13 protein-coding genes are annotated in these 14,529 nt (G+C 63.1%); 7 read left to right on the top strand and 6 right to left on the bottom strand.

Annotated elements, in window-relative coordinates:
* Positions 1–299 precede the first annotated feature (299 nt).
* From AC07OV_RS28730 to AC07OV_RS28740, 3 genes are all read left to right on the top strand, one after another.
* Positions 300–755: an SMI1/KNR4 family protein gene (locus AC07OV_RS28730; RefSeq protein WP_495093487.1), complete on the top strand. Its 456-nt coding sequence runs from the start codon at positions 300–302 to the stop codon at positions 753–755.
* A gap of 696 nt (positions 756–1,451) precedes the next feature.
* Positions 1,452–1,814: a hypothetical protein gene (locus AC07OV_RS28735; RefSeq protein ID WP_495093488.1), complete on the top strand. Its 363-nt coding sequence runs from the start codon at positions 1,452–1,454 to the stop codon at positions 1,812–1,814.
* A 68-nt stretch (positions 1,815–1,882) separates the two neighbouring features.
* Entirely contained in the window at positions 1,883–3,139 is a 1,257-nt protein-coding gene (locus tag AC07OV_RS28740; RefSeq protein WP_495093489.1) for a hypothetical protein, read from the top strand.
* Here AC07OV_RS28740 and AC07OV_RS28745 read toward each other — a convergent pair whose 3' ends face one another.
* Positions 3,140–3,727, bottom strand: a complete 588-nt coding sequence (locus AC07OV_RS28745; RefSeq protein WP_494997454.1) for a TetR/AcrR family transcriptional regulator — start codon at positions 3,725–3,727, stop codon at positions 3,140–3,142.
* Positions 3,728–3,833: 106 nt separating this feature from the next.
* On the opposite strand from AC07OV_RS28745, the gene AC07OV_RS28750 reads away from it, so the two are divergent.
* Positions 3,834–5,072, top strand: coding sequence for an epoxide hydrolase family protein (locus tag AC07OV_RS28750; protein WP_176998681.1), 1,239 nt, complete (start codon positions 3,834–3,836; stop codon positions 5,070–5,072).
* 68 nt (positions 5,073–5,140) lie between these two features.
* Entirely contained in the window at positions 5,141–6,310 is a 1,170-nt protein-coding gene (solA, locus tag AC07OV_RS28755; RefSeq protein ID WP_495093490.1) for an N-methyl-L-tryptophan oxidase, read from the top strand.
* 280 nt (positions 6,311–6,590) lie between these two features.
* Here the strand turns inward: solA and AC07OV_RS28760 are convergent, their stop codons facing one another.
* A complete protein-coding gene (locus AC07OV_RS28760) occupies positions 6,591–7,316 on the bottom strand; it encodes a BPL-N domain-containing protein (protein ID WP_494997451.1) in 726 nt (241 codons plus the stop codon).
* Between the two features lie 87 nt (positions 7,317–7,403).
* A complete protein-coding gene (locus AC07OV_RS28765) occupies positions 7,404–8,030 on the bottom strand; it encodes a glutathione S-transferase family protein (protein WP_494997450.1) in 627 nt (208 codons plus the stop codon).
* Positions 8,031–8,157: 127 nt separating this feature from the next.
* Here AC07OV_RS28765 and AC07OV_RS28770 point away from each other — a divergent pair, with 127 nt between their 5' ends.
* Entirely contained in the window at positions 8,158–8,613 is a 456-nt protein-coding gene (locus tag AC07OV_RS28770) for a VOC family protein (protein ID WP_495093491.1), read from the top strand.
* Here the strand turns inward: AC07OV_RS28770 and AC07OV_RS28775 are convergent.
* A complete protein-coding gene (locus AC07OV_RS28775) occupies positions 8,594–9,217 on the bottom strand; it encodes a TetR/AcrR family transcriptional regulator (RefSeq protein WP_495093492.1) in 624 nt (207 codons plus the stop codon). The two genes, AC07OV_RS28770 and AC07OV_RS28775, sit on opposite strands and share 20 nt — an antisense overlap.
* Positions 9,218–9,352: 135 nt before the next feature.
* On the opposite strand from AC07OV_RS28775, the gene AC07OV_RS28780 reads away from it, so the two are divergent.
* Positions 9,353–9,793, top strand: a complete 441-nt coding sequence (locus AC07OV_RS28780; protein ID WP_176998675.1) for a hotdog fold domain-containing protein — start codon at positions 9,353–9,355, stop codon at positions 9,791–9,793.
* Positions 9,794–9,831: 38 nt separating this feature from the next.
* Here AC07OV_RS28780 and AC07OV_RS28785 read toward each other — a convergent pair whose 3' ends face one another.
* Positions 9,832–11,565 (bottom strand): OPT family oligopeptide transporter, encoded by a 1,734-nt coding sequence (locus tag AC07OV_RS28785; protein ID WP_495093493.1) that lies wholly within the window; start codon positions 11,563–11,565, stop codon positions 9,832–9,834.
* A gap of 307 nt (positions 11,566–11,872) precedes the next feature.
* Positions 11,873–13,930, bottom strand: coding sequence for a methyl-accepting chemotaxis protein (locus tag AC07OV_RS28790; RefSeq protein WP_495093494.1), 2,058 nt, complete (start codon positions 13,928–13,930; stop codon positions 11,873–11,875).
* Positions 13,931–14,529 lie beyond the last annotated feature (599 nt).

Here is a 14,529-nt window from a genome sequence, read left to right on the forward strand (position 1 = left end):
CTGTTCACTGTTGGATCGCTATCGCCGGCAAGCCGGCTCCTACAGTGGGTGCAGGTCAGCGGGTGTACTCGGTCAACTGTGGGAGCTGGCTTGCCAGCGATGGCGGTGGGTCAGCTGCAACGCTGTTCACTGTTGGATCGCTATCGCCGGCAAGCCGGCTCCTACAGTGGGTGCAGGTCAGCGGGTGTACTCGGTCAACGCTGGGTTGGTGAGATCAAAGGCAGCCGCATGCCGTTGGGTGAGAGCACGTCGTGCAATCGGGCCGATAATTTCTAAAACGCCGCCGGAGTAGCCCTTCAATGCAATGGAATACCTATTCATCGACCCATCAACCGTTATCCGATGATCTGGTTGACGGTATTCAAAAAGTGATCCGCTTCACCCTGCCTCACGACTACGTTGATTGCGTAAAGCGCTATCACGGCGGGCAACCCACAGGCCACACGTTGACCATCGAGGTGGATGGCACGCCCTGGAACATCGGTTTCGGCATGCTGCTAACCCTGGACCCCTTCGAGAGCGCGGAGAACATCATCACCGCGCTGGTGACGCTGCGAGAGCATCATCAACTGCCTGAACACTACTTGCCGATCGTGGTGGGCGGCGGCGGTGATTACTTGTGCTTCGATTATTCCAAAACGCCCGCCTCCCCCACGGTGGTGTTTTACTTTCATGAACTGGAGGTCGAGGAAGGCATGTTTGCTGTCGCGGAGTCCTTCACCGCGTTGCTGGGGATGTTGCAACCCGAGGCGTAAGCCCCAGCGCCTGGGGTCGACCGTCGCCCTGCCGGTTGGGTATCAACTCTTCCTGAACGTCGGCACAGCTACCTTATGCCGAATGACCCTGTAAAACTGTCAGCTAGTCTGCCATCGCCTCCGGCAGCGGATGGACCGCTGAGAACCCGTATGCACAAGAGCACTACCTCAAGGGAATGAAGTTCGAATCGGCCGCCATCCGCACCGACCAGTCAGCCCCGGGCGAGCGTGAGTATTACTTCGTGGCCTGTGACTACGAAGGGCCGGAGCCATTTGCATTTTTGAGGATGTCGCAGCGCTACCCGCAACGCCCCCATGCGGTAGGGCCACACTGGAACGCGGACGACTTCTGCCGCGCAAGCTCAGAGAGCGACTGCCCCTTCACAAGTTTCACGCCCGTGCCATAACCCTCTGTGGGAGCCGTCGAGCCCCAGCGAGGCCGCGAAGGCGGCGGCACAGTCAACAGATAGGCCGCCTGACCCACCGCCTTCGCAGCCTCGCTAAAGCTCGACAGCTCCCACAGGGGTCTGCGTAACGACGAAGACCCACTGTAGGAGCTGGCTTGCCTGCGAAAGCGGCAGCACAGCCAACAGATATGCCCCTGCCCCACCGCCATCACCGCCCCACCAATCCCCAACAGCCCAACCCAGGAGACTCTGTTAACCTGCTGCGCCTGCCCCTTTGCCAGAGCTTCCCATGGCCCTCTCAAAACGCGACATCACGCGCCTCGAACGCGAGCTGGTCACAGCCCTCACCGACGCCTGCGACACCGCCAAAACCGAAATCCCCGGGTTTGAATGGCTGACCCACACCGTCAACCACGCCGTCTTCCCCGCCAGCCTGCGCATCACCTGGGTCTTCGACACCCGCGCCAGCAAGGACCACGCCGTGGCCACAGGCCTGGACGCGCGCATCCACGAATTGACCGCCGCCGCCCTGCACAAAGCCCAGCTCCCACCCATGCCGCTGCAACGCTGCATCCAGCTGGACAGCGAAGAAGCCTGCCAAACCCAGCACGGCGGCAATTGGCGTTTGCGCCTCACCCGCTCAGCCAACTAGAGCCCGGCGCCCAACTGCTGGATAATGCCCGCCCTGCTCCCTGCTCGTCGAAAAGGAAGTTCCGCCCCATGAAGTTGCCGTTTTCCGCCGCCCTGCTCGCTGCTGCCTTGCTGGTGCCAGCCGTGTCCCACGCCGACGATGCCCCGCTCACCGACACGCTCAAGGCGTTCACCCGTTGCGACGAGAGTTTCTTCAGCAGGCTGAATACCCACCGTGACGCGTGGCAGGCCTATGCGCCGCTCAAGCAGGACAAGAACTTCAGCTGGATCGCCGTGCGGGATCGCACCAACCGCCAAGCCAATGCTGTACCGGTGAGTGCGCCGGCCATCGCGGGTTTGAAGTTGCTGTCGTACAACGATGAAGTCGCCGATCTCGGCCCGTTGGGCCTCTACTATTACTGGGGCTTCGTGGTGGACGGCGGTCTCGACGAGGTCGCCCAGCGCCTCGCGCCGCTGATGGAACAACGCGGCGCGCTGATTAAAACCGAGGGGCAATACAGCCGCAGCGAGCTGAAGGTGGGCAACGGCTGGCAGTCGATCAAACCCATGCCAGGCAAGGCGCCGGGGTTGCGCCATGTAGAGCGTGTGCTGATCGTAGAGCCAGAGAACACGCAAGGCACGCAAACGCGGGTGAGCTGTTCGGTACAGGGCGGCGTCAACGCCGGGATCCTGGCCGTGTTGCGCCCGGACATCGCGCCGGTGGACTACCCGCGCACCGTCGTCGAAACCTCCATCGGCGATGTGCCGGTGCCCGCCAACGTGCGCCAGCAACTGGACGTGCCGCTGTTGCAGCCCAAGTTCAAGACGTTGAGCTACAGCTACGTGTCGAAGGACGGCAGTGGCAAGGACAACCCGGTCAGGGTCACCTTCAACGCCGAGGGCGGCTTGCTGCGCAAGAACGAAGCCTACGGCGAGGCGTTCAATGTGGACCGCCTGATGCTCGCCGATCTGGTCCAGCTGAAATCAAAAATGAACGGCTTGGGCGCAGACCAGGTCATGCAAACCCAGTCGGCTGAATTGAAGGTGCCGAGCCGTTGGGCCCCCGGCCAAACACTGAGCGCTTACATGAAAATGGCCTATGTGCCCGTCAAGCCCACCGACAAACCGACCGACACGACCTTGACCTGCCAGGTGGGCGAGCGCTTCCCGGCAAGCCAAGTGTTTGCGTCGCTGACGGGCGATGCGATCCGGCTCACCTGCGAGCAGGGCGACTATAAGTCCACTCGAGCGTTTATCGAGGACCTGGGCGTCGCCCTGACGCTGGAGTCGGTTTCGAGCAAGGCGCGTATTGTGAATGAATTCACCGCATTCGACGTGGTGCGCTGACTAAAGCCCCAGCCCCTGCAACACCGTGTCGACCTGGCGCTCGAAGCCAGGTCGTTCGAACTTCACCAAGGCCATGCGCCACAGGCCTTGCAGATAGGTGAGGATCACCGTGGCGGTCACTTGCGAGTCCAACGAGGCCGGCAACAAGCCCTGGGCCTGATCCTCGCCCAGGCGCTCGGCCATGATGCCGCGCACCGCTTCCAGCCCTTGCTCGGCGCGCTCGCGCAGCTCCGGGTCTGACAACACCACGTCCGTCACCATCGCCGCCACCATGCACAGGGGCGATGGCATCTGTGCGCCTTCCAGGTCATCGAGGATCACGCTGAAAAATGCGCGGATGCCCTCGGCCGCCGTGGGCGCCGCCACCAGGGCTTCCAGGCGTCGCGCCACCACGTCGTCTTCGTAGCGCTGCACGCAGGCCAGGTACAGCTGCTTCTTGCTCTTGAGCGAGTTGTAGAAGGAGCTTTCGCCGATGTCCATCACCTTGAGCAAGTCGCGCAGGCCGGTGGCCACGTAGCCACGCTGCCAGAACAACACCTTGGCCTTCTCGACCGCCTGGTCGTAATCAAACGCTATTTTTCTTGCCATGGGGCACCTGCTGATTCTGTATCGGCCGATACAATATCATTGACGCGGGATTTCTGCTCGGGCTATTTTGTAGCGTCCGTTACAAACAATTCCCCTGGAGACAGAAATGCCCGCAACATACGATTTTTCCGCCCATCGCCCCCTGGTCTTGCCGCCTGCCACCGAGGCCGTCACACCGTTTGAAGTGCACGTGCCCCAGGCCGCTCTCGAAGATTTACAGCTGCGCTTGCGCCTGGTGCGTTGGCCCGATCAGGAATTGGTGGAGGACTGGTCCCAAGGTGTGCCGCTGGAGGCGGCGAAGTCGCTGGTGGACTACTGGCTCAACGGTTATGACTGGCGCCGGTTTGAAGCGCGCTTGAACAGCTTCCCTCAGTTCCGTACGCGGATCGACGGCGTGGGCATCTACTTCATCCACGCCCGCTCGCCGCACCCGAATGCCACGCCGATCCTGCTGACCCACGGCTGGCCGGGCTCGGTGCTGGAGTTTCTGGAGGTGATCGAGCGCCTCACCGATCCGGTGGCCTTCGGCGGCACGGCCGAAGACGCGTTTGATGTGGTGGTGCCGGCGATTCCCGGCTACGGCTTTTCCGACAAACCCACCGAGCAGGGCTGGAACCCGGCGCGTATCGCCCGGGCCTGGGCGGTGCTGATGCGCGAGCGGTTGGGCTACCCACACTGGGTGGCCCAGGGCGGCGACTGGGGTGCGGCCATCACCACTGCGCTGGCCGGCCAGGCCCCCGAAGGCTTGAAGGCAGCGCACGTGAATTTGCCGATGGTGGTGCCGGCGCAGTTGCCCGCCCACCCCACCGAGGAAGAACGCCAGGCCCTGGAAGACATCGAGCGTTACGTCAGCGACAAGGCTGGCTACGCCAACCAGATGAACACGCGTCCGCAAACCATCGGCTATGCCCTGAACGATTCGCCGGTGGCCCTGGCCACGTGGATGTATGAAAAATTCTGGGAATGGACCGACAACAAGGGCCGCCCCGAAGACGCCCTCACCCGTGACCAGATGCTCGATGACATCTCGCTGTATTGGTTTACCGGCACCGGCACTTCAAGTGCTCGCCTGTACTGGGAAGGCGTGGGCGCGACCATTCGTGGCGCGGACTTTTTCTCGTCGGCCCGGGGTGGTGTGGAGCGCATCCAGGTGCCGATGGGTGCAAGCCTTTTCCCCGCCGAAACCTTCAAGCCGCCACGCGCCTGGGCAGAGGCGGCGTGGGCCAACCTGTTCTATTGGAATGCCGTGGACAAGGGCGGGCACTTTGCGGCCTTCGAACAACCGCAGGTGTTTGCCGAGGAACTGTGGAAGGCGTTCCGACCGTTTCGCGCCAGCGCCGGGTAATCGCGGCCATTGTGTTTTAGCCGTGGTTGCACTCAACTAAGCGCCCTCCCCTCTAGCGAGTATCGACAGTGGAACGTTATGAATCGCTGGTCATCGGTTTGGGCGCCATGGGTGCCGCCACGGTTTACCAATTGGCCAAGGCCGGCGTAAAGGTCGCCGGCATCGACCGTCATCACCCACCGCACACGCTGGGTTCCAGCCACGGCGACACGCGGATCACGCGGTTGTCGGTGGGCGAAGGCGCGCCGTACGTGCCCATCGTGCGTAACTCGCACCGTATCTGGCGGGAGCTGGAGGCGGTGTCGGGGGAGGCGTTGTTTGAGCAGTCGGGGTTGTTGGTGCTCACATCCAGCGATGATTTCGACCCCAGCGACACTACCGATTTCACCCTGCGCACCATTGCGCTCGCGCAAACCTACGGCATCGAACACGAGGTGCTGGATGCCGCGCAGATTCGCCAGCGCTTCCCGCAATTTGCCACGGTGGCCGACGACGCCATCGGCTACTACGAGCCCGGTGGCGGGTTTGTGCGGCCGGAGCGTTGCATCGATGTGCAGCTCAAATTGGCCGAGCAGCACGGCGCCACGCTGTACAAGGGCGAGACCGTGACCCACATCGGTTCGGATGAACACGGCGTGACGGTGACCACCGACAGGCGCACGTTGCAGGCGGACAAGCTGGTGGTGAGCGCCGGCAACTGGGCGGGCGGTTTATTGGGCGCGCCGTTTGATCAGTTGCTCAAGGTGTACCGGCAGCAGCTGTTCTGGTTCGAGCTGGAACCGGGTGCCGACCTGGTGGGGAAATCGCCCACCTACATCCTCACCCACGGCCGGGGCGACAGTCAGAACCACTACGGCTTCCCCGCGCTGCCCGGCGAAGGCAGCCTGAAGGTGGCCACGGCGCAGTATCACACCCACTCCACGCCGGAAACGCTGGACCGCACGGTATCCCCGGCGCAGGAACGGGAAATGTTTGAGAGCCAAGTGCAGGGCCGTATTGCCGGGCTGACGGGCAAGGTGGTCAAGTCGGCCGTGTGCGCCTACACGGTGACGCCGGATCATCACTTCATCATCGACCAACACCCGACGTTGCAGCACACCCTGGTGGCGTCGCCGTGTTCGGGGCATGGGTTCAAGCATTCGGCGGCATTGGGCGAAGCGTTTGCCCAGTGGTGCATGCACGGCAAGAGCGAGCTGGATTTGTCCTCGCTCTCCCTGGCGCGCTTCAACATCCCCTAACCCACCCAGGAATTGGCGTAAAACCAACCTCGTAGGAGCCGGCTTGCCGGCGATGGCGGCGGGTCATTTAATGATGGGCCAGCTGACGTACCGCTATCGCTGGCAAGCCAGCTCCTACACAAGAACTTGCGTCAAACCAACCTTGTAGGAGCCGGCTTGCCGGCGATGGCGGTGGGTCATTTAATGATGGGCCAGCTGATGTACCGCTTTCGCTGGCAAGCCAGCTCCTACACGGAAATCTGCGCAAAACCCACCTTGCCGGCGATGGCGATCATTGCAATTAAAAGCTGTGGATCAGGGTGCTGAAGAGGTCGTTCCTGGGCATTTTGCTTAGCGGGATCTCGGCGTTTTCGAACCATTCCTGGCTGGCCTCGGGGTGCGGGCCGCTGAGCACCACCACGCCCTTTTCAAAGGTATACCGCGCCGCCGCTACATCGCCGTTGCGGTAGGTCGCCAGGGTCGTATAGCGCCCAGCCTTGGGCATGTAAGGGCCGTCCTGAAAAAACACCTGATCCGCCTTGCCGCCCCACGTGACCTGCACGGCGGCGTCGACAATACCCGGCACTTCAAAACCGGGGCGGCCGGCTTCGCCGTCTAGGTCTTGGGGGATCAGCCCGAGGTTGGTGTCATCCGCAAGGTACGCCCCCATGCACAACCCCAGGTAGCGACCGCCGTTGGCGACGTAATCACGGATCGCCTCACTGCGCGCTTCCCCCAGGCTGCGCAAGGCGCCGGGGATGTCCTGGCCGCCGCCCGGCTGCACATAGAGGTCGTAACGCACCAGCGTTTGCGGCGTGATGTCGATCGACTCATCCGCCCCCACAAAATCGATGTGGACGTCAGGGTTGACCCGTCGCAGAGCCTTCGCCACGTTCTCGGAACAGTCGTCACACCCCGCCGCTCCCCGATAGATGGCGACACGGGTGATGGACGCCGCGGCCTCGGCCGGTGACGGCAGCAACAGGGCAAATGCAAACAATGGGGCGGCGATGGCTCGCAGGTTCATGGCAATAGGCTCCAGGGCGGACAGCCCAAAGCCTATAGCGATTGCGTCGTCCAATCCGTTAACAGTTGTAAGCAACCCTGCCCAGCGTCACCGGGCAAACGCGTATTCGCCGCCCTGCTCCACCGCCTTGCGATACGCCGGCCGCGCCTGGAAGCGTTGCACCCACGCCGCCAGGTTCGGGTACGTCGGCAACTTGCCCTGGGCCTTGGCGACTTCGCCGATAAAACTCATCTGGATATCCGCCCCACTCAACTCATCCCCCAGCAGGTACGGGGTTTTCCCGAGTGCTTCGTTCAGATAGCCCAGGTAGTTGGCCACCTCCGATTCAATACGCGGGTGCAGCGGCGCGCCCGCTTCGCCCAGGCGGCCGACGTAGAGGTTGAGCATCAGCGGCAACATCGCCGAGCCTTCGGCGAAGTGCAGCCATTGCACGTACTGGTCATAGGCGGCGGTAGCCGGGTCCGGCTGAAGGCGGCCCTGGCCGTGACGGCGGATCAGGTAGTCGATGATCGCGGCAGACTCGATCAGCTTCAGGTCGCCGTCTTCGATCACCGGGGATTTGCCCAGGGCGTTGATGGCCTTGAGTTCCGGTGGCGCGAGGTTGGTTTTCGGGTCGCGCTGGTAGCGCTTGATCTCATAGGGCAGGCCGAGTTCTTCGAGCAGCCACAGGATGCGCTGCGAGCGCGAGTTGTTGAGGTGGTGAACAATGATCATGACGTGCTCCGAAGGGCCAGTGGGGTCTTGGCAAGAGACTACGCCAGCAGCCGAGAGTGCCGGCAAATAAATTTCTAGGCGATACGCGCCATGGTTAGGATAGGCATCGATCTACAAGGAGCCCGCCATGGACCTGAAATTCAGCCACGTCGACATACTCGTCGAACACCTCGAAGACGCCTGCGCCTACTACGCGCACATCCTCAAAGCACGTATCTCCAAGACCTTCGTCTGGGAACGTGGCGGTTTGCACGTGCGCTACGCGGTGGTGCTGATGGGCCAGGAACGCTTCATGCTGGTCCAGCCGATTACCGGCAACTTGCGCGAGCTGTTGGACGCCCACGGCGAAGGGATGATTTACCGCCACTGCTACACCACGCCGGACGTCGAAGTCGCCTACGACGAACTGGTCGCCGCCGGTGTGCAGCCCGAAAATGAAAACGGCGTGCCCCTGGCCCGCGAGAACCTGCAGTCACCCTCCGGTGGCCGCATCATCTGGCTACCCAAACGCTTCGGGCATTTCTCCATGGAGATCCTCGAAGAAGCCACGCTGGAAGCCTTCATCAAGGACGCGTTTGACTGATGGACGCCCACGCCGCCTGCGCCAGCAACGGCGCATGGTCAAGCGGGCGGCTCTTGACCCGCCCGGACAACCACGCCCGGGCGTAACTCTCCGCCGCCCCGATGATCAGCGACAACAACAGCTCGGGCGGAATATGGCTGAACGCTTCACGGCGCTCAGCCTCGCTCATCCACTCGGTCAACTGCCGGTTGCGCTGTTTGTTGCGAGTGAGCAGTTCGTCCTTGTGCGGGCCGTTGGCCACGGCGAACCGGCTCTGGAACACAAAGCGCGCCCATTCGGGTTGCGCGTCGACCCATTCCACATAACTGCGCACCAGCGCTTCCACACCCGCCTGGGCGGTTTGCGCCTGCTCTAGATGGTGAGCGCGCAAGGCCGCTTGATCTTCCAGCGCGGCAAAAAACAGCGCGGCGACGATGCCTTCCTTGTTGCCGAAATGATGGTAGATCGCGCCCACGCTGGTCTCGCAGCGGGCGCGAATGGTATCGATGGTCGTCGCTTCAATACCCACGTCGTTAAAGCAGGCCAGGGCCTCGCGCAGGATGCTGCGTTTGAGGTCGCTGCGCCGGCCCGGAAAGGTGCGCTCGAACAGATCAGGTGCGTGCATGAAGTGGCCCGGCAAATGTACGGAGTCTAAAGCGACAGCGGCCCATAGAGAAGGCATGGCCTTGACACCCCGGGATTTTACAGAATATTGTTCCGTAACAGAATATTATTCTGTAAATAACCCAGAGGAAAACCCATGAGCCAGTTTCTCACTATGTTCAACAGCGCAGGCCCTGCCGCGTTCAGCCAGATGGCCTGCCAGGTGGCGCCCTACTTCAGCACCATCAACCCGCACATCGCCGAACTGCGCCCGGGGCACGCGGTGGTCAACGTGCCGTTTCGCAAGGAAATCACCAACCACCTGGCCTCCGTGCATGCCATTGCCTTGTGCAACGCGGCGGAATTGGCGGGCGGCACCATGACCGACGTGTCGATCCCCCAAGGGGCCAAATGGATTCCCAAAGGCATGACCGTGGAATACCTGGCCAAGGCCAAGTCGAACATCCGCGCGGTGGCCGATGGCAGTGGCATTGACTGGACAACGGCCGGGGACAAGATCGTGCCGGTGGCTATTTTCGACGAGGGCGAGGTGAAGGTGTTTACCGCCAACATCACCATGAATGTGAAGCTTGCCTGAGGCCTGGGCGGCAGGCTCGGCCTGGGCCGAGCCTCGCTTCACCCAACCGCCACCATCGACCACAACGAAGCCCCCACGCCGGTGATGCTCTCCCCCGCAATCAACCCTGCAGCTGCCGTGATCGCAAAGCGTTCGGTGAGGCTCGGCCAGCGGCAGCTCACCAGCCAGGTGAGGATCGCGCCCAGGGCCATCATCAGCGAGACCGAGGCCGGCAGCACAAAGGCCAGGCCCAGCGCGGCGGCGCTCGGGAGATAACGGGCACGATGGGCGGGCAAGGTGCTGTCCAGAATGCCCAGCAACACGCCGACCAGACCGCCAAGGGCGATGGCCCAGCGGATACTCGCCGACAACGAATCCAACCCATGGGTGAGGGTTTGCGCCACGGCCTTCCAGGTGGCGACGGCCGGTGCCGGCCACTCCTCGGTGAGCAACATGGAGGACGGGTCAGGGATCAGCGCCAGGTAGGCGAACACACCGACGATGCTGCCGATGAAAATCCCCAGGATCTGCGCGATCACCTGTTTGTGCGGCGTGGCGCCAATGGCCTTGCCCACCTTGAAATCATTCATCAAATCGGTGCACTGCCCCGCTGAACCGCCAGCCGTATTGGCGCTCATCAGGTTGATCGGCACCTGCCCCGGCGCGGCGATGCCAAAGCTCAGTTGCGACAGTTGCCCGATCGCCCCAATCGGCGGAATGCCGGTGGCGCCCACCACGCGTGCGGCGACGGCCGCGAGGCAAATTGCCAAGGGGATGGTGAGCAAGGCCATGCCCAGGTGGATGCCGAACAGCAACGCCTGCAGGCTCACCACCAACACGATCGACAACGCCAAACCGGCGGCCGGCCCTGGCTTGGGCAGCGTCCAGGTGGCCGCGCCGCTGGCGCGCGTCGAGCGATGCAACGCCCACAAGCGAATCGTCAACGAAGCCAGGGTGGAACACACCATCAGGCTCACCCCCGGCCACAGCAACCACTCGACCAGCGCGGCGAATTGCGGGCCGCTGCTGTCTGTCGGCAAGGTCACCAGGTGCTGCGCCAGCAGCCAGGGGCCGACGCCGCCCCAGGCGAGCAAGGCGCCAAGCAGCAGGGTCAGGCCCACGCGAATACCGATGATGCCGCCGAAGCCCACCAGCAACAGTGACGGGTCAGCGGTAAAGGTCAGGCGCTCCAACGCGGCGCTGGGCGACCAACGTGGGAAGGCCCACACAATGGTGTCCACCCACTTGACCAGCCCCGACAGCAACGCGGCACTGAGCAGCACTTTCAAACGCGTCGCGGCTTCACGGCCGTGGTTGTAGATGTGCAGCAGGGTTTCCAGGGTGGCCATGCCTTCGGGAAATTTCAGCGCCTTGTCGTTGAGTAACGACGGGCGCAGGTACCAGGCGATCCAGATGCCCAGGAAACTCACCGAGAAGACCCAGGCAATCATCGGCAGCGCGTCCAGCTGGTTGCCGGTCAACAAGGTGTAGGCCGGGATCGGCGCCACCAGCCCGCCGGAGATGATCGACGCGGCGGCCGACGCCACGGTCTGGTTGATGTTGCTTTCGTGCAACGTCCACGGCAGCTGCTCGCCGGAGCGCTTGGCCAAACCCTGGAAAATCGCGTAGCCGATCAGCAAGGCAATGATCGACATGTTGAACGACCAGCCGATCTTCAGTCCGGCGTAGACGTTGGAAGGGGTGAGCAGAATGCCGAGCACGCTGCCAGTGATGACGGCACGCAGGCTCAGTTCGCGGGTGACGGGGCCGTGCGGCAGGGTCGTTGCAGGCATGCGGATTCCTTTCGGCAAGGGAACGGGCTACCTGATAAGTGAGCCCTGCCTGCGCCGAAGGTTCAGGTGGAAGACCTGACCGACCCCTGAAAACACCTGAGAACAAAATGTGGGAGATTCTGTGTTGTAGGGCAAGCCTGCCCCCTCAACATTTGAATCTGCGCCAGACTCGGAGAATAGGCATAGCGCCAATCCCCTGTGGGAGCGGGCTTGCCCGCGAAAGCGGTGTGTCAGTGGCAGCTGCAATAACTGATACACCGCCTTCGCAGGCAAGCCAGCTCCCACAGGGGGGATGAGTTGTGTCAGCTCAACCCAGGCGGAACCGCGCCGTGTTATCACTCAACGCCTGGCTGCCCTTGCTCAAGGTATCCGCCGCACGGTTCACCGCCCGCGCACCGTCCAACAAACGCCCAGCCGCCTGGTCCACCTGCTGGATATTGCCGCTCACTTCATCCGCCGTCGCCGCCTGCTCCTCCACCGCCGTGGCGATCTGCGCCAGGGTGTCGGTGACGTGCTGCACCGCCCCGGCGATTTCACCCAGGCGGGTGCCCAAGCCGGTGACCGATTCAGCATCCGTCAGTGCTTGTTCACACGCAGCGCCCATCAACGCGACGGCCTGGCTCACCGTAGCGCGCAGGCTGTCCACCGTGCCGGCGATCTGCGCGGTGGAGGCCTGGGTGCGTTGCGACAGGCTGCGCACTTCATCGGCTACCACGGCAAACCCACGCCCCTGCTCACCGGCGCGGGCGGCTTCGATGGCGGCGTTGAGCGCCAGCAGGTTGGTCTGTTCGGCGATGCCGCGAATGGTGTCGACCACCGACTGAATCTGCTGGCCTTGCTGGCTGACCTGTTCCAGGGCATTGGCGGTGTCGCCCAGGCGCTGGTTCAGTTGCTGGATGCTCGCCGTGGTGCGCTGGCTGTCGCGGCTGCTGTCTTCGGCAATCTGCCGGGTCTGTTGCGCGCTGCCCGAGGCCTGCTCGCAGCTCTTGGCGACGCCCATGGAGGTGGCGGCCAGTTGCGTGGCCGCTGCGGCGATCTGGCTGATTTGTTGTTGCTGGTCCTCGACCTCGGTGAGGGTGCTGCCGGACTGCGTGTTGAGGGTGAGCACGGTGGAGCCCAACTGCTGCGTCTCGTGGTTGACCCCCAGCAAGCTGGTGCGCAACTGCACCACGGCGACGTTGAGCGCCGTGCTGATCGCCGCCAGTTCGTCGCGGCCTTCCACCGCCACTTCTACGCACAGGTTGCCGTCACGCAGGGACTCGGCCAGGGTGGTGATGCCGCTGGCGCTGCGGCGGATGGACGCCTGCAGGCACATGAACAGGTACAGCGCCGCCAGGGCCAGCAGGCTGAAGGTTGCCACCACCGGGATGAAGTGTTTGAGCGAGCGGTCGCGGTAGTAGCCCAGGCGTTCGTCCAGCGAGTTGAGCGACTGGCTGCGCAATGCGCCCAATGCACCGAGCATGCTGTCGACACTGGCGTCGAACGTCGCCATGTCGAGCTTGATGGTGCCGCCGAACACGCCTTCATCCAGAGCCTTGAGTTGGGTGTCGAGCAGTTGCAGGCTGCTGTCGTACTGCACTGTCCATGGCTCCAGGCCTGGGTATTGCTTGGCCTTGAGCGAGGCGGCGGCCTTGACCAGCTGGTCTCGCGCATCGCCGATGCGCCCGCGCAGGTCACGCATCTGCAGGCGGCTTTGCAGGGTGAATTGCCCGGAGGCAATGGACGACTCACCCACACTCGCCGTGCGGCCGATGCGCTCGATCAGGTCGGGGGTGTGCTGGGTGGAGATCTGCATCAGCAGGTAGGTTTCCAGCCACGGGTCGAGGATCAAGCCGGCGTCGAGGGTGATCTGTTCACGCAGGGCTTGCAGGGCGGTCAGCGCAGCGGTGAAACGATCGTAGCCATCCGGCCACCAGCCCACGGTGCGCAGGGACTGGGTGTCCATGCCCTTGACCGTGGCCTGCAACGCTTCGAAGCGCGCCAGGGTGTCAGCGCTGGCGTTCTGGGCTTTGAGGGCCTCGCCAAGGGCTTGCAGACTCTGCTGGATAACGGGGCTGCCGGCGTCCACCTTGTCCATCGCCGCCTGGGCTGCGGGGGTGGGGGCGTGCAGGATGTCGACCGCTTTCCAGCGTGCAGCCAGGTTGCGCTGGGCGGTGAGCTGGGCGTCCAGCGCGTCCAGGGCCAGCAGTTGGCGCACGCCGGATTGTTCGCTGGAAATCACCGCGAGTTTGTCGCGGTAGTCCTGGCCGATCATCCACAGGCTTCCCGCCAGGGGCAGCATGAACAGGAAGAACAGCACCTGGAACTTACGCGCAAAACCCAAGCGCCCGAGCAGGCGGATACCGGGGGACAAAAGACTGTGCATGGCCGACCACTCCCTAAAACAACCCACACGGTGCACCGAGGGGCGAAGCCTTGAAATGACTAGCAGCAAAATGCCATGTCATTGATTAGCTTGGCTCTAGCAAGATACGGGCCGTTGGTTGAGAGGCTGGAGATCAGCGGGGTCGCACGCTACAGGTGCACAGCAAACGCCCTGAAATGGGGCAAAAGCACTCAGCCTTGGGGGCGGACCTGTAACGGATAAACACCCCGATCAACGGTAGAAGCCGGCTTGCCGGCGATCGCGGTGGGTCAATTACCCCAATGCCAGCAGGTGTGCCGCTATCGCTGGCAAGCCAGCTCCTACACAGGAATCGGCGTCAAACCCGATTTGTAGGAGCCGGCTTGCCGGCGATGACGCTGGGTCAGTTGCCCCTGTGCCAGCAGGTGTACCGCTATCGCTGGCAAGCCAGCTCCTACACAGGAACCGGCGTTAAACCCCATTTGTAGGAGCCGGCTTGCCGGCGATGGCGGTGGGTCAGTTGCCCCTGTGCCAGCAGGTGTACGCTATCGCTGGCAAGCCAGCTCCTACACAGGAATCGGCGTCAAACCCCATTTGTAGGAGCCGGCTTGCCGGCGATG

This window comes from Pseudomonas sp. GW821-FHT09A09, from assembly GCF_059418405.1.